This window comes from Achromobacter piechaudii NBRC 102461 (genome assembly GCF_001571245.1).
GTDB lineage: Bacteria > Pseudomonadota > Gammaproteobacteria > Burkholderiales > Burkholderiaceae_B > Achromobacter > Achromobacter piechaudii.
Genome location: NZ_BCTK01000001.1, coordinates 1353027 through 1372960 on the forward strand (window position 1 = coordinate 1353027; position 19934 = coordinate 1372960).

Genomic DNA, 19934 nt, shown 5'->3' on the forward strand with positions numbered 1-19934 from the left:
GGCGCGCCTGGGAGTTACGCGGTCAACGTCTGATCGTGGCCGGCCGCGTGGCTGAAATACCGCAGGCTGATTTCATTGGACAGCGTGCTGGCGGCGTGCTCCAGCTGCGCGCATAACGCGAGTACGCCGGCGTACAGGCCTTGCGTTTGCCGCGACAGATCTGCCAGCGACACGCCCACCCCGTCGGGCGGCAACAGGTGAACCAGGTCGCGCCCCGGCCCCGCCACCGTATCGGGCAGGCGCGCGACTTCTTTGCGCAGCACGTTCAGCACACAGGCCAGCGAGCGGGGGTTGGCCGGTTCCAGCACCAGCAGGTTCAACAGTGCAGGCACTTCCTGGCGGCCCGGGTAATAGGCGCGATACGTGATCTTGCTATCGAACAGGTCCAGCAACATGTTGAACCCGCTGTCGCCCAGCACCGCGTTGCGGCGGAACAGTTCGCCCAGCAGGCCGGCCATGGCGGACAGGCGTTCGATCTGGCGGCCGATGGTCAGGAGCCGCCAGCCGTCGTCGCGCGTCATGCGGTCGGTCTGCGAACCCGTGATGGCCGACAGCTGCATGGCCAGGTTGCGCAGGCCGCGCAGCACGTCGGGCGCGGACACGGGCGACTCGGCCTCGCGCGCCTTGCCGGCCGAGGCCATGCGCAAGAACCAGTCATGCGCGGTGACGACCAGCCGCCAGTGTTCGGGCGAGAGACGGTCGCGGATCTGGCCAGCGGCGAACGCCAGCGCGCCCAGGTTGCGCGCCACGCCGCCCTGCGCCTCGGCGCTGGCCAGCTCGGCCACCAGCGTCGACTCGAACACACGCGCCGACAAGGTGGGCGCGGCCGGCGCCAGCCCGCTGCGCCGGCACAGCGTTTCGACGGCCGCGAAGAGTTCGCCGGCGTTGTCCTCGTCGCTGTTCAGCCAGGTCAGCGCCACGGTCGCCAGGCGCACGTCGTTTTCCGCGCGTTCGGTATAGCGGCCCATCCAGAACAGGTTTTCGGCGGCGCGGCTGGACACCGGGCGATGCGCCGGGGCGATGTCTTCCAGCCGCAGTTGCACGGGCAGCATCGAAAACGTATCCACCGCGCCGCGCGTCGTCACCCAGGTATCCATGCTGCTGCCGCCGCGCTGCATGGACACGATCTGCTGTTCGCGGTTGGCGATGCGGGTCAGCCCGCCCGGCAGCACGTTCCAGCCGCCCTCGCCGTCCGCGATGACAAAAACGCGCAACATCGCCGCGCGCGGCACGATATGGCCGGCGTTCCAGCTGGGCGCCTGCGACAGCGGCAGGTATTCCTGAAGGGTGTAGGCGTCGGGGTTTTCGGCGATACGCGCGTGTAGCGCAGCATATTCGGCGGGCGGCACCGCGCCCCCGATCACCGGTTCAAAACCGCCCCGGGTATTGCTGGGGTAGGTGGACTTGACCACCATGCCGGGCAGATTGGCCAGGGCCTGCTCGCGCGCGGCGGCCTCGCCGCACCACCATGACGGCAACGACGGCAACAGCAGATCGGCGTCGAACAGCCGGCGGTTAATGGCGGGCAGAAAGCCGTTGATGGCCGGAGATTCCAGAAAGCTCGTGCCCAGCGAATTGGCCACCAGCACATTGCCCGCGCGCATCACCTGCAACAGGCCGGGTACGCCCAAGGTGGAATCCGAGCGCAGTTCCAGCGGATCGCAAAAGTCATCATCCAGCCGGCGCAGCACCGCGTGCACGCGTTCCAGGCCGTGCAGCGTCTTCAGGTACAACAGCTTGTCGCGCACGACGAGGTCGCCGCCTTCCACCAGCGTGATGCCCAGGTAGCGCGCCAGATAGGTCTGTTCGAAATAGGTTTCGTTGTACGGGCCCGGCGTCAGCAGCACGATGCGCGGCGGCGTCTGCGCGGTCAAGGCGCCGGGGCTGAGTTTGTACAGCATGTCCATCAGGCGACGGTAGCTGGTGGCCAGATGCTGCACCCGCAACTCTTTGAACGCCTCGGGGAACATGCCCGAAATGGTCAGCCGGTTCTCCAGCAGATACCCCAGGCCGGAAGGCGCCTGCGTGCGTTGCGACACGACCCACCAGCCGCCGTCGCTGGCGCGCGCCAGATCGAAGGCCGCAATGTGCAGATAGGTGCCCCCGACGGGCTCGTAGCCACGCAGGGGCCGCAGATAGCCAGGGTGGCCCAGCACCAGCGCGGGCGGTATCAGCCTTTCGGCCAACAGCGTCTGCGGGCCATAGACGTCGGCCAGTATCTGGTTGAGCAAGGTGGCGCGCTGCCGCACCCCCTGTTCGATGGCCGACCAGTCGGTGTCGTCGATGACGAAAGGCAACAGGTCCAGCGACCAGGGCCGCGCCGACCCGTTGGCTTCGGCATAGATGTTGTAGGTGATGCCGTTTTCGCGGATCTGCCGCGCCACCCCGTCCACGCGCCGGTCCAGATCGGCGAAGCCGCTTGCGCCCAGCAGTTCAAAGAAACGGGGCCATGGTTCGCGCAATCGCGTCGCGCCCGAGGCATCGGGCGGCGCGCGCAGTTCGTCATAGTGCCCAGGCCTCGGGGGCAGCGCCGCATGAACCGCCAGGGATGCGACATCCTGCGACGGATCGGTCTGAAAAAGAAATTGCGGCATGGGGCTTCGAAGGGCGACGGGTGCGCCGGTTGGGACATCCGGAAAGGATCAATCGTGCCTTAAATCCAACGAGAACGGAAATTCCCGACTGATCTTCGCCGGCGCCACGTCCATGCGACCCGGCGTATGGCCCAGTTTCTCGAAGCGCGCCAGCCGCCGGCTCTCCGCCTCGTAGGCGTTGACCGGAAACGATTCCGGATTCAGCCCGCCCGGATGCGCTACGTGATAGGTGCAGCCGCCCAGGGAACGCTGGTTCCAGGTGTCGACAATATCGACCGTCAGCGGCACGTGCACCGGTATCGTCGGATGCAGCGCCGAGGGCGGCGACCACGCCTTGTAGCGCACGCCCGCCACGTATTCGCCCACGCGGCCCGTCGGTTGCAAGGGCAGCGCGCGTCCGTTGACCGTGACCACGTAGCGGTAGTCGTTCAAGCCGGACACCCGGATTTCCACCCGTTCCAGCGACGAATCTACATAGCGCACGGTGCCGGCCGAGGACCCCTCTTCGCCCATCACATGCCAGGGTTCCAACGCGCCGCGCAGTTCCAGATGGATGCCGCGCACGGCGACTTCGCCAAACAACGGAAAGCGGAACTCGACGTGCGGCGCGAACCAGGCGGCGTCAAAGGCAAAGCCCGCTTCGTTCAGATCGGCCACGACGTCCTCGAAGTCCATCTTCACGAAGGTGGGCAGCAGGAAGCGGTCGTGCAGCTCGGTGCCCCAGCGCGTCAGCCGCGCGGTATAGGGCGTCTTCCAGAAATGCGCGACCAAGCCGCGCAGCAGCAGTTGCTGCGCCAGGCTCATGCGCGCGTGCGGCGGCATTTCGAAGGCGCGCAATTCCAGCAGGCCCAGGCGGCCGGTGGCGCTGTCGGGGGAATACAGCTTGTCGATGCAGAACTCCGAGCGGTGCGTATTGCCCGTGACATCGACCAAGATGTTGCGCAAGGCGCGGTCCACCATCCAGGGCGGCACCTGCTCACCCTGCTCCGCGCAGCGCCGATGGATTTCCTGAAACGCCAGCTCCAGTTCATACACCTGATCGTTACGCGCTTCGTCGATGCGCGGCGCCTGGCTGGTGGGGCCGATGAACAGCCCGGAAAACAGGTACGACAAGGACGGATGGTTGACCCAATACGCCAGCAGGCTGGCCAGCACGTCCGGGCGCCGCAGGAACGGACTGTCCGCGGGCGTCGCGCCGCCCAGCACGAAGTGGTTGCCGCCCCCCGTGCCCGTGTGACGCCCGTCGGCCATGAATTTTTCCGTGGACAGCCGGGTCTCGAAGGCCGCTTCGTAAAGGAATTCCGTGTGATCCACCAGCTCGGCCCAGTTGCTGGCCGGGTGGATGTTCACCTCAATCACACCGGGGTCGGGCGTGACTTGCAGCACCTTCAGGCGCGGGTCGCGTGGCGGCGGATAGCCTTCCAGCACGATGGCCATGTCCAGGTCGCGGGCGGTGCCTTCCACCTGCTCCACCAGCGCCAGATAATCTTCCAGCCGCGCCAACGGCGGCATGAACACATACAGCACGCCGTTGCGGGTTTCGACGCACATCGCGGTGCGCGTCAGGCTGGCGGCGGACTCGAATCGGGCGGGCGCAGTGTCGTCCTGGGCCAGCGACGCTCCCGGTGCCCCACGCGACACGGCGTCGCCGTTGCGCCCCGACCGGGCCGATGCCGGCGATGTTTGCGTCAGCATTGGCGCCGGGCCGGGCAAGGAACGGCGCGCCTCGAAGGGATCGCGCTCGGCCATGACCGGCAGGTCAGCCTCGGCCGCCCAGGGCAGCGAATCCAGCGGCAGGCGCAGGCCCATCGGCGAATCGCCGGGAAACAGGTACATGCGTTCATCGCGCAGGAACCATGGCCCCGATACCCACGGCCCGCCCTCGCCCGCCTGGATCGGCAGTGCGTAGCCGACGACGCTGTCCAGCTTCTGCTCGAACACCCGCCGCAGGCGCGCCCGGTCCAGCTCGTTGTCCAGCCGCGAATCGAAAGGATCCACGTTGACCGGCAGCCGGCGTTCGCGCCACAGATAATAGAAAACGTCCTCGTAGCCCGGAACGATGTAGCGCGCGTCCACCTCCAGCCGCTCGCACATGCGCGTGATGAAGCGGCGGGCGTCGGCCACCGTATAGGCGCTGCGCTGGCGCTCGTCGGCGAACAGCGCGGGATCGTCCCAGCAGGGATGGCCGTCGGCGCGCCAATAGATCGACAAGGCCCAACGCGGCAAGGGTTCGCCGGGATACCACTTGCCCTGCCCCAGATGCAGGAAGCCATTGCCGCCGTAGCGCGTGCGCAAACGGTTCAGCAGTTCCAGCGCGTAGCCGCGCTTGGTGGGGCCGAGCGCGGCCGTGTTCCATTCCTCGCCATCCCGGTCGGAGACCGACACGAAGGTCGGCTCGCCGCCCATCGTCAGACGCACGTCCATCTGGTCCAGCCGGTCATCGATGCGGTCGCCCAGGTCCAGGATGGCGCGCCACTGTTCGTCGCTATACGGCTTGGTGACGCGCGGCGATTCGAACACGCGCGTGACCGACATGGTGTGCGTGAATTCCACCTCGGCCTTGTCGACCGCCCCCGTCACGGGCGCGGCGCTGCCGGGTTCGGGCGTGGCGGCCAGCGGGATGTGGCCTTCGCCCGCCAGCAGGCCCGACGTGGGATCCAGGCCGATCCACCCGGCCCCGGGCAGGTAGACCTCGCACCACGCATGCAGATCCGTGAAGTCCGACTGCGCGCCGCTGGGGCCATCGAGCGCGCGCACATCGGGCTTGAGCTGTATCAGATAGCCCGACACGAAACGCGCGGCCAGCCCCAGGTGGCGCAGCGCCTGCACCAGCAGCCAGCCCGAATCGCGGCAGGACCCGGCGGCGCGCGTCAGCGTTTCTTCCGGCGTCTGCACGCCGGGCTCCATGCGGATCAGATAGCTGATTTCCTTGTGAACCTGCTGGTTCAGCGCCACCAGGAAGTCCACGGTCCGCTGCCGCCGCCCATCCACGCGCGACAGGAATTCGGCGAACAACGGCGTGGCCTCGTCGCACACGAGGTACGGGGCAAGCTCACGCGCCAGGCCCTCGTCATAGGCGAAGGGAAATTCCTCGGCGTCCGGCTCCAGGAAGAAGTCGAACGGGTTGTAGACCGCCATTTCGGCAACCAGGTCCACGGTGATCTTGAATTCGCGCGTCTTGCCCGGAAAGTTCAGCCGCGCCAGGTAATTGGCGAACGGATCCTGCTGCCAGTTCAGGAAATGTTCGGCCGGTTCGACCGTCAGCGAATACGACAGGATGGGGGTGCGGCTATGGGGCGCGGGCCGCAGGCGCAACACCTGCGCCGACAGACTGACCAGCCGGTCATAGTTGTATTGCGTGACGTGCTTGAGCGCTACGTGGATCGTCAAAGCCTGCTCCGGGTCGGCGGGGGCCGTCTGAGATTGTGGGGGCGCGCGGGGCGAGAGAGATAGAGAAGAAAGCGGATCAGTGGTTCGATTGCACCTGCACCGACACGTCCATCGACAGCGTCGCGGCCGCGCCATGCAGCCAGCGCACCGGCGATGCGGATTCGTAATCGCGCGCCACCGCCAAGCGGCAGTGGCCGTCCGAGGCGAAGGCGGCATGGCTGACGTCCACGCTGACCCAGCCGTGCCCGGCCAGCCAGACGTCGGCCCAGCCGTGGCTGGCCGCGTCATCGCCGGCCCCGTGCCAGTAGCCGCTGACAAAGCGGGCCGGCGTACCGAAAGCGCGCACGCAGGCCAGCAACAGATGGGTCTGGTCGTGGCTGCCGCCGCGCCGGGCCGCCAGCACTTGCGGGGCGGGCAAGGCGGGGCTGCCGAAGCCCGGTTGGTAGGCCACGTGTTCACGGATCGCGGCGCTTAAGGTCAGCACGTCGTCCGCGCTATGCACGCCGCGCGGCACGACCCGCTGGCAAAAGGCGCGCACCGAGTCATCGCATTGCGTCAGCGCCGTGGGCACGCCGTAGATGTGGACGGGCAGCCGTTCGTCTTCGTCGCCTACATGGCCTTGCGCCAGCGGGTGGATATCGACCTGACCAAGCGCGTGGATTTCAATTTCGCTATGGGTGCGATGCAGCGTCAGCGTGTGTGTGATGTTGCCATAGGCGTCCACCTGGGGCTGGATTTCGCCGGGCGTCTGGATCTGCCATCGCAAAGCGTGTTGATGATCGTCGCGCCGGGGGGTCAGCCGCAGCGTCTGGATGGTGTAGTTGACGGGGGCGTCATAGCGATAGCGGGTCACGTGCTTGATGAGATGCTTCATGAAAATCTCCACACTGCGGTCACGCTGGTCACGTCCGGGGCGGCGCGCCCTTCGCCCCTGACGCGTTGCGGCGGCGGGGCAAGACGGTCGATAGTAGCAACAAGACTATGAAATAAATAAGCAACATGCATGCCAGTTCGTGGCCGGGCATGCGCGCGCCCGGGAAATGCTGCCGCTGCGGCGTACCGGTGCCGCATTCCTCCCGTATTGGTCCCCTTTTCCCCCCGCTGGGTGTCGCATTCACGCCGCATCAGCGTGACCGTTGCGCCCCCTGCGTTGGCCCGTTCATGCCCGATACGCAGCACTGAAGCACCAAAGCAGTGCGCGTGGCGCGTCACTTTTACAAGGCATTGCAAAATTGTTCCGCGCAAAACACGCCAAGGCGCGACGATCAGCGCAGCCACAATCTACAAAGCGCCGGACTATCGTTCAATACAGCGCACCGAGACGCAGGCACATTGCACGGGTTCTTCAAACGGCATCTACAGGAGCCACCCATGTCCGTCACCGCCTTCGCCACCCCCGGCGCCAAGCTGTTGTCCCCCAAGGACCACACGCTGATCATGATCGACTTCCAGTCGCAGATGGCGTTCGCCACCCATTCCATCGACGCCGTCACGCTGCGCAACAACGCCGGGCTGGTGGCGCACGCCGCCGCCGGTTTTGGCGCGTCCACCATCCTGACGACCGTTGCCGAAAAGAGCTTTTCCGGCCCGATGTTCGAAGAAGTCACCGCGCCCTTCCCCGGCCAGGCCCTGCTGGACCGCACGTCCATGAACACCTGGGAAGACGCCGCCGTCATCCGCCAGGTCAACGAAATCGGCAAGAAGCGCATCGTGCTGGCCGGCTTGTGGACCAGCGTGTGCATCGTCGGCCCGGCCCTGTCGGCGCTGGACCAGGGCTTTGAAGTCTATGTCATCACCGACGCCTGCGGCGACGTGTCCGTGGAAGCGCACAACCGCGCCGTCGAACGCATCGTGCAAGCTGGCGGCCAGCCGATCACGGCCCTGCAATACCTGCTGGAAATGCAGCGTGACTGGGCGCGCACCGACACCTACGACATGACCACCGGCATCGCCAAGAAGTTCGGCGGCGCGTATGGCCTGGGCATCCTGTACGCCAAGTCCATGTTCAATGCCCACGAAGGCTGATAGGAGCCGCCCATGAAGGTCTACCTTGTTTCGCTGGCGCTGGGCCTGTTGGTCGGCGTGATCTATGCGCTGTTCAACGTCCGTTCGCCCGCGCCTCCGGTGATTGCGTTGGTAGGCCTTTTGGGCATCCTGGCAGGCGAACAGATACCGCCGCTCATCAAGCGCCTGGCCTCCGAACCGGCCACGCGCACGTCGTGGCTGCGCGAGCAGGTCAAGCCGCACATGTTCGGCGAACTGCCCAGCTGCCCCAAGGCAACCCCTCCTTCCGACACCAGCGCCGATACTTGCGGAGACAAGCGCCATGGTTGACACCCAAGCCCCCGACCTGATCCTGCACCAGGGACGCTTCACTACGCTGGACCCGGCCAACCCGGTCGCCGACGCCGTCGCCATCCGCGATGGCCGCTTCACGCGAGTGGGCGCCGCCGCAGACATCCTGCCGCTGGCCGGCCCCGCGACCAAGGTGATTGCGCTGAACGGACGCGGCGTGCTGCCCGGCCTGATCGACAACCACCTGCACATCATCCGTGGCGGGCTGAACTACAACATGGAGCTGCGCTGGGACGGCGTGCGCAGCCTGGCCGACGCCATGGCCATGCTGCGCCGCCAGGTCGCCATCACGCCTGCCCCGCAGTGGGTCCGCGTGGTGGGCGGTTTCACCGAGCACCAGTTCGCCGAAAAGCGCCTGCCGACCATCGAAGAGCTGAACGCCGTGGCGCCCGATACGCCCGTGTTCATCCTGCACCTGTACGACCGCGCCTTGCTCAACGCCGCCGCGCTGCGCGCCGTGGGCTACGACAAGAGCACGCCCGCCCCGCCGGGCGGTGAAATCGCGCGCGATTCGGCGGGCAATCCCACCGGGCTGCTGCTGGCCAAGCCCAACGCGTCGATCCTGTACGCCACCTTGGCCAAAGGTCCGAAGCTGCCCATGGAATACCAGGTCAATTCCACGCGTCACTTCATGCGCGAGCTGAACCGCCTGGGCGTGACCGGCGCCATCGACGCGGGCGGCGGCTTTCAGAACTACCCCGAGGACTACCAGGTGATCCAGCAGTTGGCCGACGCCGGCCAACTGACCATCCGGCTGGCCTACAACCTGTTCACGCAAAAGCCCAAGCAGGAAAAGGAAGACTTCCTGAACTGGACCGCCACGTCGCAATACAAGCAAGGCACCGACTACTTCCGCCACAACGGCGCGGGCGAGATGCTGGTGTTCTCGGCCGCCGACTTCGAGGACTTCCGCCAGCCGCGCCCCGAGATGGCGCCCGAGATGGAAGGCGAACTTGAAGAGGTGGTGCGCATCCTGGCTCAGAACCGCTGGCCGTGGCGCATGCACGCCACCTATGACGAAACCATCAGCCGCGCGCTGGACGTGTTTGAACGCGTCAACCGCGACGTGCCGCTGGCCGGGCTGAACTGGTTCTTCGACCACGCCGAAACCATTTCCGAAAAATCCATCGACCGCATCGCCGCGCTGGGCGGCGGCGTGGCCGTGCAGCATCGCATGGCCTACCAGGGCGAATACTTCGTCGAGCGCTACGGCGCGGGCGCGGCCGAAGCCACGCCGCCCGTCAAGCGCATGCTGGAAAAAGGCGTGAACGTTTCGGCCGGCACCGACGCCACGCGCGTCGCGTCCTACAACCCGTGGGTGTCGCTGTCGTGGCTGATCACCGGCAAGACGGTGGGCGGCTTGCGCCTGACCCCGCAACGCAATTGCCTGGACCGCGACGCCGCGCTGCGCATGTGGACCGAGAACGTCACGTGGTTCTCGAACGAACAGGGCAAGAAAGGCCGCATCGCCGTGGGCCAATTGGCTGACCTGGTCGTGCCCGATCGCGATTTCTTCGCGTGCCCGGAATCCGACATCGCCGATACCAGCAGCCTGTTGACGGTCGTCGGCGGCAAAGTCGTCTGGGGAGCGGGCGAGTTCTCCGGCCATGACGAGGCCGCGCCGCCGCCCGCCATGCCCGACTGGTCGCCCACGCGCTTGTTTGGCGGTTACGGCGCGTGGGGCGACAGCGAAGGCAAGCCCTTGCAGACTTCCCTGCGCGACGCGGCTGCCGCCTGCGCCTGCCTGAACGACTGCAACGTGCACGGCCATCAGCACGCGGGCGCCTGGGCCAGCAAGCTGCCCGTCTCCGACCTGAAGGGCTTCTGGGGCGCGCTGGGTTGCGCGTGCTGGGCGGTATGAGCATGCGCCACGCACTGACCTCCAAGACGGTGCGCTGGCTGGCCCTGTTGGCGCTGTGCGGCGCGTATATCCAGGGCGGGCTGGTCAAGCTGCTGGATTTCGCGGGCGCGCAGGCCGAGATGGCGCATTTCGGCCTGCACCCCGCCGCGCCCGCCGCCGTCGCCGTCATCCTGCTGGAGCTGGGCGCAAGCGCGCTGATCCTGGCCGGCCGGCTACGCTGGCTGGGCGCGCTGGCGCTGGCCCTCTTCACTTTTGTGGCGGCGCTGATGGCCAACCGCTATTGGGAAGCCCCCGCCGACGCGCGTTTCATGGCGATGAACGCGTTCTATGAACATTTGGGGCTGGCCGGGGCGTTTGTCCTGGTAGCCTGGCATGACCTGACGGAGCGCCTGCATGGCCGGACCTGATCGCATTACCCCGCCCGCCGCCGTAAGCGGCATGGCGCCCTTGAAGCACACGCTGTTCGCCGTGCTGTGGGGCGCCACCATCCTGGGCAACATCGGCAGCTTCATGCGCGACGTGGCCAGCGCGTGGCTGGTCACCGACCTGTCCACCAACCCCGCCGCCGTCGCCATGATGCAGACGGCGGCCACCTTGCCCGTGTTCCTTCTGGCCATTCCAGCGGGCGTGCTGTCCGACATCCTGGATCGGCGGCGCTTTCTCATCGTCATCCAGGTGCTGCTGGCCTGCGTCAGCTTCACCTTGCTGATGATGGCCAAGACCAACACGCTGACCGTCGAAACGCTGATCGCGCTGACCTTCCTGGGCGGTGTGGGCACCGCGCTGATGGGGCCGACCTGGCAGGCGATCGTGCCCGAACTCGTGCCCAAGGCCGAACTGAAAACGGCCGTGGGATTGAACTCGCTGGGCATCAATATCGCGCGGGCCTTGGGCCCGGCCGTAGGCGGCCTGCTGCTGGCCGCGTTCGGCGCGGCCGCCGCCTATGGCGCGGACGTGTTGAGCTACGTCTTCGTGATCGGCGCGCTGATCTGGTGGAAGCGGCCCAAGAAGGTGGACGACGGCTTGTCGGAACAATTCTTCGGTGCGTTCCGCGCGGGCGTGCGCTATGCCCGCGCCAGCCGCGAACTGCACGTCGTGCTGCTGCGCGCGGCGGTGTTCTTCATCTTCGCCAGTTCCGTGTGGGCGCTGTTGCCGCTGGTGGCGCGCCGCATGCTGGGCGGCAGCGCCGGCTTTTATGGCGTGCTGCTGGGCGCGGTGGGCGTGGGCGCGATCGTGGGCGCGGTGGTGTTGCCCAAGCTGCGTCAGCGCTTGAACACGGACGGTCTGGTGCTGGCCGCCGCCGTCGTCGCCGCCGCCGTGATGGCCGCGCTGTCTTTCGCGCCGCCCCAATGGGCCGCCGTGCTCTTGCTGTTGCTGCTGGGCATGGGCTGGATCGTCGCGCTGACCACCTTCAACGGCGTCGCGCAGGCCATCCTGCCGAACTGGGTGCGCGGTCGCGGGCTGGCCATCTACCTGATGGTCTTCAACGGCGCGATGGCCGCGGGCAGCCTGGGCTGGGGCCTGTTGGCGCAAGAGATCGGCGTGCCGGCGACCTTGCTGGCCGGCGCGGCGGGCCTGCTGGTGGCGGGCGTGCTGCTGCATCGCATGAAGCTGCCGCAGGGCGAGGCCAATCTGGATCCGTCCAATCACTGGCCCGAGCCGCTGCTGGATGCGCCGGTGGAACACGATCGCGGCCCCGTCATGGTGCAGATCGAGTACCGCATCCGCCCCGAGGATCGCCCCGCTTTCCTGGCGGCGCTCAAAGCGGTGGCGCAGGAACGGCGGCGCGATGGGGCCTACGCCTGGGGCGTGGCCGAGCACACGGGCGAACCCGAGCGCGTACAGGAATGGTTTCTGGTGGAATCCTGGGCCGAGCACTTGCGCCAGCATCATCGCGTCTCGCAAGCCGACGCCGATCTGCAAGGCGAAGCCCAGCGCTTTCATATCGGACCGGATAAACCCGTGGTGCACCATTTCCTGGCGCTTGACCTGCGCCAGGCCAAGCCGCCGACCTCGCGTTGAAGCGGGTGGTTCAGTGCGCCGAGGCGTCCAGGAAGCGGTGTACGAAACGCACCGCGGCCGAACCTTCGCCGATCCCCGCAAGCAATTGCGGGACGGCGCCCGCGCGCACCGAGCCAGCCGCGAACACACCGGGCTGCGAGCTTTCATAGGCACGTGCCTGCATCGAACCGGCGGCAGCCCGGCCGGTGTGGATACGGCCAAGCTCGTCGGTGTCCAGGCAGCCGTCCAGCCAGGCGGTGTTGGCCTCGCCGGAACCGTCTTCGGCCAGCCCGGTCGCCACGATCAGGCTGCGCGCCTCGATGACCTGGCCGTCGTCCAGCCAGACGCGGAACGGGTAGCTTGCGCTGTCGAACGCGGTGGCCATGCGCCGAGGCATGACGTGTGAACCGAAGTGGCGGCTTTGCGCTTCGGCACGCCGCAGCAGGCCGTCATCGCACAAACCCGTCGTGGTGCCGGGAAAGCCAGGCAAGGCCAGCGCGACGGGGGGCTCGGCATCGCATAGCGAACCGCCGATCAGCAGCGTGTGCAGACCCTCGGACGCGGCATAGGCCGCCGCCGCCAACCCGGCCGGGCCGCCGCCGATGACGGCCAGATCCAGCACCGGGTCCACCTGCCCCACGCCCATGGCCGAGCGCAGGATGGCGCCGCCATACGGACGCCGCCGCAGATAACCGATGCGGCGCAGCATGAACGCCCGCAGCACGATGTCGGCCAGCGGGCGTTCGGCCTGCAACAGCAGTGCCAGCGCATCGCGCGTCAACAACAGCAGGCGGCTATCGGTCGCGGCGCGCGCGGTGACGGCATTGGGACGGTCGGTGAACAGGTCCAGGCTGCCTGTGAATTCACCATCCCGATGCACCAGCAGGCTCTGCATCCCGCCGTCGGCATCGGATTCGAGCACCTCGACGCTGCCTTGCAGCAGGATATGGAAGGCGGCCTGCTGGCCGCCGCTTTGCAGCAGCACGCTGCCCGCCGGCGCGAAGATTTCCTCCCCGTAGGGAGCAGCGCATTCGATCTGGGCAGCGGTCAGCATGGGAAACGCCTGCGCATGCAAAGCCGGCAGATCCGGAGGACGGCAGGCGGGGTCAACGGCAAGGCGATTCATGGGATTCACTTCCGGGGACGTCCGAAGACAGCGGCAAGACACGCTGACAAGGTAGCTTCGGGCTGCCGGACGGGTCTTGCGTACTAGCGTCTTGCTTTGTACGAAAGAGCAATCATCGCACAAGCGGGCAAGCGCGCTAGCCGTTCACCTTGCGCCACGCGCCGGGCGACACGCCGACCACGCTGGTGAAGACGCGGGTCAGGTGCGCCTGATCGGCAAATCCGCAAAGCAAGGCGATGTCGGTAATCGACTGCCCCGGCACGCGCAGCAGTTCCTGCGCCTTCTGCACGCGCTGCTCCAGCAGCCAGCGGTGCGGCGTGGTGCCCACCGTCTGGCGGAACGCCTTGATGAAATAGCTGCGCGACAAATTGCAGGCGTCGGCAATGTCCGCAATGGACAGGTCCTCGCGCAGCGTGGACATCAGCATGTCCTTGGCGCGCGCTTCCAGCTTGCGGGACAACACGCGCGCGCCGCCCGAATCCGCCCAGCCGCTGGTGGCCCCCGCGCCGTAGTTCGACAGCAGATGCGCGCCGATTGCCAGGCTCAGGTGCTGCACGAACAGATTGTTGGACGGCGCGGGCTGCGCCAGCACGTTGGCCAGCACCTGCGACAGATTCGCCAGCACGGGGTCGCCCTCGCCCGTGCGCGGCAGCAGGCTGCTGACCCGGGGGCCGCCCTTTTCATCGTTGACGCGTTCAATGAAAGCGCGCGGCAGTTCGATCAGCACGAAGTCGAAACCGCCTTGCAGATCGGCGCGGTAATCATCGGTGAAGTCGCGGATGTAGACGGAGCCCTTGTCGAAATCATGGGTCGTCGCGTGATTGCCTTGCAGGATGCGGCGGCGGTGTCCGCCCTGCATGGCCACGCCCACCAGATAGCCCCGGTCGGATGCGGGGGTTTCCACATTGCCAAAGCGCTCGTTGTCAGTGCTTTTGCGATAGAACGTCAGGCCGCCGCCTTCGAAATACTGGCTGGTGACCAGTTTCGTGGCCGAGCAACCCAGGGCGTCGGTCGCACGCGCGGGCGCGCCTGCGGACAAATGAGCGCTCTCCGGCCCCGGGGCGGACTCAGTCACAAGACGTTGACGAGCAGGCATGAATGAAGATCCCCAAGGACGCGCAAAACGCAATGAAACGAAACAATCATGTTATCGGCGGCAAGATAACAGGCCTCGCTGCTCTGCAACAAGCGCCGTCACGCATTTTTTCAACCTCGCGTACACGCCCGCTTGTTCGCTGCTATCGCGGCAAGACCGGCCCCGGTGTCAACGGCCCCAGCGGCTGGCCGGAACGCGACGGCATGGGCGGCAGCCTGGGTTGGGCCGGGCCGCTCCAGGGCGGGTTCGCCGGCTGCGTCGTGGACGCCGGTTCGGGATAACGAGACCCGCCGCACGCCGACCCCAGGCAGGGCTCGCCATTGCGGCGCGGGTCCACGGTTTTCGGACAAGACGTGCCCAGGCAGGTATCGGGCAAGGTGCGCGCGGAGGCAGGCGGTTGCGGCACGGTGGGCAGGACGTCACGCGCCGGCGCGGGGCCGGCCGCCAACATCAGGGTCGTGGCCAGGATCAAGGCTTTCATCGCGGCTCCTGGTGAAGTCAGACACAAGACAAGCCAGGACCGAGTTTGCGCCCATCCGCAGCGCCTGCGCAACACGCGCCGCCTGCCCCTGCCTCAATCGAGCCGGATGTCCGCGCTTTGCACCACCTTGGCCCAGCGCGCGCGTTCGCTATTGAAGAACTGCGTCAGCTCGGCCGGGTTGCGCGTGACGATCTCGGCGCCCTGCTCGTTCAATTGCGCCTTGACGTCCGGCTGATTGACGATCTGCGCCATCAGCATGGCCAGGCGTTCGGCAACCGGATCGGTCGTGGTCACGGGCGCCATCACGCCTTGCCACGTACCCGATTCAAAACCCTTCACACCTTGTTCGGAAATTGTCGGAATGTCCGGCACCAGCTGCATGCGCTCGCCCTTGGAAATGGCGATGGGGCGCAGCTTGCCAGCCTTGATGTGCGGCAAGGTCGCCAGCAGCCCGTTCATGATGATCTGCGTTTGCCCGCCGATGGTGTCCGTGACCGCCTGCGAACCGCCCTTGTAAGGCACGTATTCCCATTGGGCGCCGGTAGCCTGCTGCACCGCGACCGCGGCCAAATGCGGCGCGCTGCCGATTGCCGTCACGGCGAAATTCAGCCGCTGCTTTTTCGACAGCTCCACGAGTTCCTGCACGGTCTTGGCCGGCACGTCCGGGTGCACGGCCAGCACGTGCGGCGAATAGGCCAGCATGCTGACGGCGCGCAAGTCCTTGGACGGATCGAACGACAGCTTGGTGTAGACGGACGGGCTGATCGCCAGCGCGCCCACGTCGCACAGCAAAACGGTATGGCCTTCGGCCGCCGATTGCACCACCAGCCCCGCTCCCAGGTTGCCGTTGGCGCCGGGCTTGTTCTCGACCACTACCGTCTGCTTGAGGGCGTCGGACAGGCGCGGAGCAAGTATGCGGGCGATGATGTCCGACGAGCCCCCAGGCGGGTACGGGACGATGATGCGCACCGGACGCGTCGGCCAATTGGCGGCGGCGCCCGCTTGCTGCGCCCACGCCGGCACCAGCGGCGACAGGCATAGCGCCGCGGCGCCGCCCAGGAAATGTCTCTTGCTTACGTTCATGCTGTCTCCACACGGTTTGCTATTTTTTGCGATAAGGCCGGCGCGGCGGCATTGCCTTGCGCCGGGTAAGCTCAGGCCGCGCCGCGCGTTTCCACGTACAGCGCGTACAAGGAATGGCTGCTGGCCATGAAAAGGCGGTTGCGCTTGGCCCCGCCAAAACACAGGTTGGCGCAGCGTTCGGGCAGGCGGATATGGCCGATGGCCTTGCCGGCCGGGTTGAACACCATCACGCCGTCCAGCTCTTCGGACTTGGCGTTGGGCGCGCCGTTGCTGCCCCAGCCGCACCACAGGTTGCCGTCTTCGTCGCACTTGATGCCGTCGATGGCGCCCGGCCCCTGCGCGTCGATGTGCACGCGCTTGCCCGACAGCGCGCCGTCCGCGCCGACGTCATACGCCCACACCACGCGGTTGGGCTGGTGACGCGACTCGACCACGTACAGGATTTTTTCGTCGGGCGAAAAGCACAGGCCGTTGGGGCCCGCCAGATCGTCCAGCGCGCGCGTCACGCGGCCATCGGCCGGGTCGATGCGATAGACACCATGCGGCAGCTCCGGCTTGGCCTTGTCTCCTTCCCAATGCCCGCCGATGCCGAACGGCGGATCGGTGAACCAGATCGTGCCGTTGCGTTGGCAGATGATGTCGTTGGGCGAGTTCAGACGCTTGCCGTCATAGCCGTCGGCCAGCACCGTAATGGAGCCGTCATATTCCGTGCGGGTGACGCGGCGCGTCAGGTGTTCGCAGGTCAGCAGCCGGCCCTGGCGATCGCGCGCCAGCCCGTTGCTGAAATTGGCCGGCTGGCGGAACACGCTGATCGCGCCGGTGGTTTCGTCCCAGCGCAGGATGCGGTCATTGGGAATGTCCGACACCAGCAGATAGCGGCCATCACCCACCCACACCGGCCCTTCCAGCCAACGGAATCCGCTGGCCAGTTGTTCGACACTGCTGCTGTAGATGCGGTATTTGGAAAACTCCGGGTCCAGGATGCGCACCGAAGGATCCGGATAGCGTTGCTGCGGCGTGAAGCTGAACGACTGCGCCTGGGCCAGCGCGGCCGGTCCCAGCGCCAATGCGGCGCCCAGCAGCCGGCGGCGGCCGGGTTGGGCCAAGGGGGCATGCTCCATCGGTGTCTCCTCTTGTCGGTGTAATGCGATGGCAATGCGGTCTTGCAGGAACAGGGTCTGCCTGATGCGCGTCAGGTCACCGGCCCCGGGTTGAACAGGGCCAGCGCGTTGTGCAGCTTGAGTTTTTCCGCACAGGTCTGCTGGCGGCCGCTGGCCACGTCCAGCATCAGGCGGAACAGCTCCCAGCCCACGTCTTCGATGGATGCCTGGCCCGTGGCGATGCGGCCGGCGTTCACGTCCATCAGGTCGTGCCAGCGGCGCGCCAGGCTGTCGCGCGTGGCGACCTTGATGACGGGCACTTGCGCCAGGCCATACGGCGTGCCGCGTCCGGTCGTGAAGATGTGCAGGTTCATGCCCGCCGCCAGTTGCAGCGTGCCGCAGATGAAGTCGCTGGCTGGCGTGGCCGCGAAGATCAAGCCCTTTTGCGTCAGGCGATTGCCCGGCGACAACACACCATGGATGGGCGAGGAGCCTGACTTCACGATAGACCCCATCGCCTTTTCGACGATGTTGGACAAGCCGCCCTTCTTGTTGCCGGGGCTGGTGTTGGCGCTGCGGTCGGCCATGCCGCGTTGCAGGTAGTCGTCGTACCAGGCCATCTCGCGCACCAGCGCATCGGCCACCTCGGGCGTGGCGGCGCGCGCGGTCAGCTGGTCGATGCCGTCGCGCACTTCGGTGTTCTCGGAGAACATCACGGTGCCGCCCGCGCGCACCAGCAGGTCGGTGGCGAAACCCACGGCGGGGTTGGCCGTCACGCCCGAAAACGCATCGCTGCCGCCGCATTGCACGCCCACGGTCAGGTCCGACACCGGGCAGGTTTCCCGCCGCCGCGCATTCAGCTTTTGCAGATGGCGTTCGGCCGTGCGCATGATCAGGTCGATCATCGACTGAAAGCCCACGTTCTCTTCGTCTTGCAGCACGATGGTGTCGACGCCCTCGCCATCAGCGCCCATGCCCTCGCCCGCCCGGATGGGGATGGCGCCGGGCGCCAGCAGCCGCTCGGGCTGCAATTTTTCGCAGCCCAGGCTGACCACCATCGACGTGCCGCCGAAGTTCGGGTTGCGCGCGATGTTGTGCAGCGTGCGGATCGGGATGGCCGCGCCGGGCGCATCGATAGCCACGCCGCAGCCATAGGTGTGTTCGATGCCGACCACGTCATCTACATTGGGATAGCGCGGCAGCAGTTCCTGGCGGATGCGCGCCACGGCGTGTTCGACCACGCCCTGCACGCATTGCACGGTGGTGCTGATCGCCAGGATGTTGCGCGTGCCCACGGTGCCATCGGCATTGCGATAGCCCTCGAACGTATAGCCTTCCAGCGGCGGCAGCGGCGTGATGCGCGTGCCCACGGGCAGGTCTTCCAGGGTGCGCGCCGCCGGCATGGTAGTGACGCGTTCATTGACCCAGCTTCCGCGCGGCAGCGGCTTGGCGGCATAGCCGACCACCACGTTGTAGCGAACGACGGCGTCGCCTTCGGCCAGATCGCAGAGCGCAACCTTGTGCCCTTGCGGCACCGAGTCCACCAGTTGCACGCCGTCGGGCAGCGTCGTGCCAGCAGGCAGGCCGCCTTCATTGGCCACGATGGCCACGTTGTCTTGCGCGTGAATCTTGATAAGCACCGGCGCTTGAGGCTGCGCATCCTGCATGAAAAATCCTTTTGCGTGGGGGATGCGGGCAAGTCCTGCATCCGAAAACGTTATCGTACAACCGCGAGAATATCCTTGAACGCGGTCAAAAATAAATTTCGGGTTTCCCCTTGTCTACAAGTGAAACCATAGAGCGAACGCCTTGAAACGGGTGTAAACGTGTTGTACGATGACTTACCTTTTCACCACCGACCCCTCGCGCCTGGCCCTATCAGAAGTGCCAGGCGCGACCACACCGGACGAACGCGCTATGACCACCCCGCAGGAACTCAAGGAAATTGTTTCGGAAGGTTTGCTGTCCTTCCCGGTGACGGACTTTGACCAGAACGGCGATTTCAACGCCAAGACCTACGCCGCACGCCTGGAATGGCTGGCCCCCTACGGCGCCACCGCGCTGTTCGCTGCCGGCGGCACTGGCGAGTTCTTCTCCCTGGCGCCCCAGGAATATTCCGACGTCATCCGCACCGCCGTGCAGACCTGCGCAGGCAAGGTGCCGATCCTGGCTGGCGCAGGTGGCCCCACCCGCACCGCCATCGCTTACGCACAAGAAGCCGAGCGCCAAGGCGCCAAGGGAATTCTGCTGCTGCCGCACTACCTGACCGAAGCTTCGCAGGACGGCATCGCCGCCCACGTCGAACAGGTCTGCAAGTCGGTCAAGATCGGCGTCATCGTCTACAACCGCGCGCAATCGCGTCTGTCGGCCGACAGCCTGGCCCAATTGGCCGAGCGCTGCCCCAACCTGGTCGGCTTCAAGGACGGCATCGGCGACATCGAAGCCATGGTCCGCATCCGCCGCAAGATGGGCAACCGCTTCTCGTACCTGGGTGGCCTGCCCACCGCCGAAGTCTATGCAGCCGCCTACCGCGCGCTGGGCGTGCCGGTGTATTCCTCGGCCGTCTTCAACTTCGTGCCCAAGACCGCCATGGACTTCTACCGCGCCATCGCGGCCGGCGACAGCGACACCACCAACCGCCTGCTGGATGATTTCTTCCTGCCTTACCTGGAAATCCGCAACCGCAAGGCCGGCTACGCCGTCAGCATCGTCAAGGCGGGCGCCAAGCTCGTCGGCCACGACGCCGGCCCCGTGCGTGCGCCGCTGACCGACCTGACCGGCGAAGAAATGGAAATGCTCAACGCCCTCATCAAGAAGCTCGGCCCCCAGTAAGCGGGCCGACTGAAC

General features: G+C 66.6%; 15 protein-coding genes. 6 read left to right on the forward strand and 9 right to left on the reverse strand.

Features of this window, described 5'->3' with window-relative positions:
• Positions 1-14 precede the first annotated feature (14 nt).
• The 3 genes from API01S_RS06045 to API01S_RS06055 form a co-directional block, all read right to left on the reverse strand.
• Complete coding sequence (locus API01S_RS06045; protein ID WP_061303620.1) at positions 15-2594, reverse strand: circularly permuted type 2 ATP-grasp protein; 2580 nt, start codon at positions 2592-2594, stop codon at positions 15-17.
• 48 nt (positions 2595-2642) lie between these two features.
• Positions 2643-5984, reverse strand: a complete 3342-nt coding sequence (locus API01S_RS06050) for a transglutaminase family protein (protein ID WP_061303622.1) — start codon at positions 5982-5984, stop codon at positions 2643-2645.
• A 76-nt stretch (positions 5985-6060) separates the two neighbouring features.
• A complete protein-coding gene (locus API01S_RS06055) occupies positions 6061-6858 on the reverse strand; it encodes a transglutaminase family protein (protein WP_061303624.1) in 798 nt (265 codons plus the stop codon).
• 497 nt (positions 6859-7355) lie between these two features.
• Here API01S_RS06055 and API01S_RS06060 point away from each other — a divergent pair, with 497 nt between their 5' ends.
• From API01S_RS06060 to API01S_RS06080, 5 genes are read left to right on the forward strand one after another with little or no spacing between them, the layout of a single operon-like run.
• Positions 7356-8009: a hydrolase gene (locus tag API01S_RS06060; protein ID WP_050728823.1), complete on the forward strand. Its 654-nt coding sequence runs from the start codon at positions 7356-7358 to the stop codon at positions 8007-8009.
• A gap of 12 nt (positions 8010-8021) precedes the next feature.
• Positions 8022-8318, forward strand: coding sequence for a XapX domain-containing protein (locus API01S_RS06065; RefSeq protein WP_006219417.1), 297 nt, complete (start codon positions 8022-8024; stop codon positions 8316-8318).
• Positions 8311-10200 carry an amidohydrolase gene (locus API01S_RS06070; protein WP_061303626.1) on the forward strand — a complete coding sequence of 630 codons (1890 nt, stop codon included), beginning with the start codon at positions 8311-8313 and terminating at the stop codon, positions 10198-10200. The genes API01S_RS06065 and API01S_RS06070 overlap by 8 nt, the downstream gene beginning before the upstream one ends.
• Positions 10197-10607 carry a DoxX family protein gene (locus API01S_RS06075; RefSeq protein WP_174544661.1) on the forward strand — a complete coding sequence of 137 codons (411 nt, stop codon included), beginning with the start codon at positions 10197-10199 and terminating at the stop codon, positions 10605-10607. The genes API01S_RS06070 and API01S_RS06075 overlap by 4 nt, the downstream gene beginning before the upstream one ends.
• Positions 10594-12222 carry an MFS transporter gene (locus API01S_RS06080; RefSeq protein WP_006219414.1) on the forward strand — a complete coding sequence of 543 codons (1629 nt, stop codon included), beginning with the start codon at positions 10594-10596 and terminating at the stop codon, positions 12220-12222. The genes API01S_RS06075 and API01S_RS06080 overlap by 14 nt, the downstream gene beginning before the upstream one ends.
• A 10-nt stretch (positions 12223-12232) precedes the next feature.
• Here the strand turns inward: API01S_RS06080 and API01S_RS06085 are convergent, their stop codons facing one another.
• The 6 genes from API01S_RS06085 to garD form a co-directional block, all read right to left on the reverse strand.
• Positions 12233-13327, reverse strand: coding sequence for a cyclic nucleotide-binding domain-containing protein (locus tag API01S_RS06085; RefSeq protein ID WP_061303630.1), 1095 nt, complete (start codon positions 13325-13327; stop codon positions 12233-12235).
• 136 nt (positions 13328-13463) lie between these two features.
• Positions 13464-14366: a helix-turn-helix domain-containing protein gene (locus tag API01S_RS06090; protein ID WP_244976667.1), complete on the reverse strand. Its 903-nt coding sequence runs from the start codon at positions 14364-14366 to the stop codon at positions 13464-13466.
• A 199-nt stretch (positions 14367-14565) separates the two neighbouring features.
• Positions 14566-14904: a hypothetical protein gene (locus API01S_RS06095; protein ID WP_061303634.1), complete on the reverse strand. Its 339-nt coding sequence runs from the start codon at positions 14902-14904 to the stop codon at positions 14566-14568.
• Between the two features lie 93 nt (positions 14905-14997).
• Positions 14998-15987 (reverse strand): Bug family tripartite tricarboxylate transporter substrate binding protein, encoded by a 990-nt coding sequence (locus API01S_RS06100; protein WP_050728829.1) that lies wholly within the window; start codon positions 15985-15987, stop codon positions 14998-15000.
• A 71-nt stretch (positions 15988-16058) separates the two neighbouring features.
• Complete coding sequence (locus API01S_RS06105; RefSeq protein ID WP_061303636.1) at positions 16059-17108, reverse strand: SMP-30/gluconolactonase/LRE family protein; 1050 nt, start codon at positions 17106-17108, stop codon at positions 16059-16061.
• Between the two features lie 71 nt (positions 17109-17179).
• The gene (garD, locus tag API01S_RS06110; protein WP_061303638.1) at positions 17180-18754 is read right to left on the reverse strand and encodes a galactarate dehydratase; all 1575 of its coding nucleotides are present in this window, start codon (positions 18752-18754) and stop codon (positions 17180-17182) included.
• Positions 18755-19004: 250 nt separating this feature from the next.
• On the opposite strand from garD, the gene kdgD reads away from it, so the two are divergent.
• On the forward strand, positions 19005-19919 hold the full coding sequence (kdgD, locus tag API01S_RS06115; RefSeq protein WP_061303905.1) for a 5-dehydro-4-deoxyglucarate dehydratase: 915 nt from the start codon (positions 19005-19007) through the stop codon (positions 19917-19919).
• Positions 19920-19934: the final 15 nt, after the last annotated feature.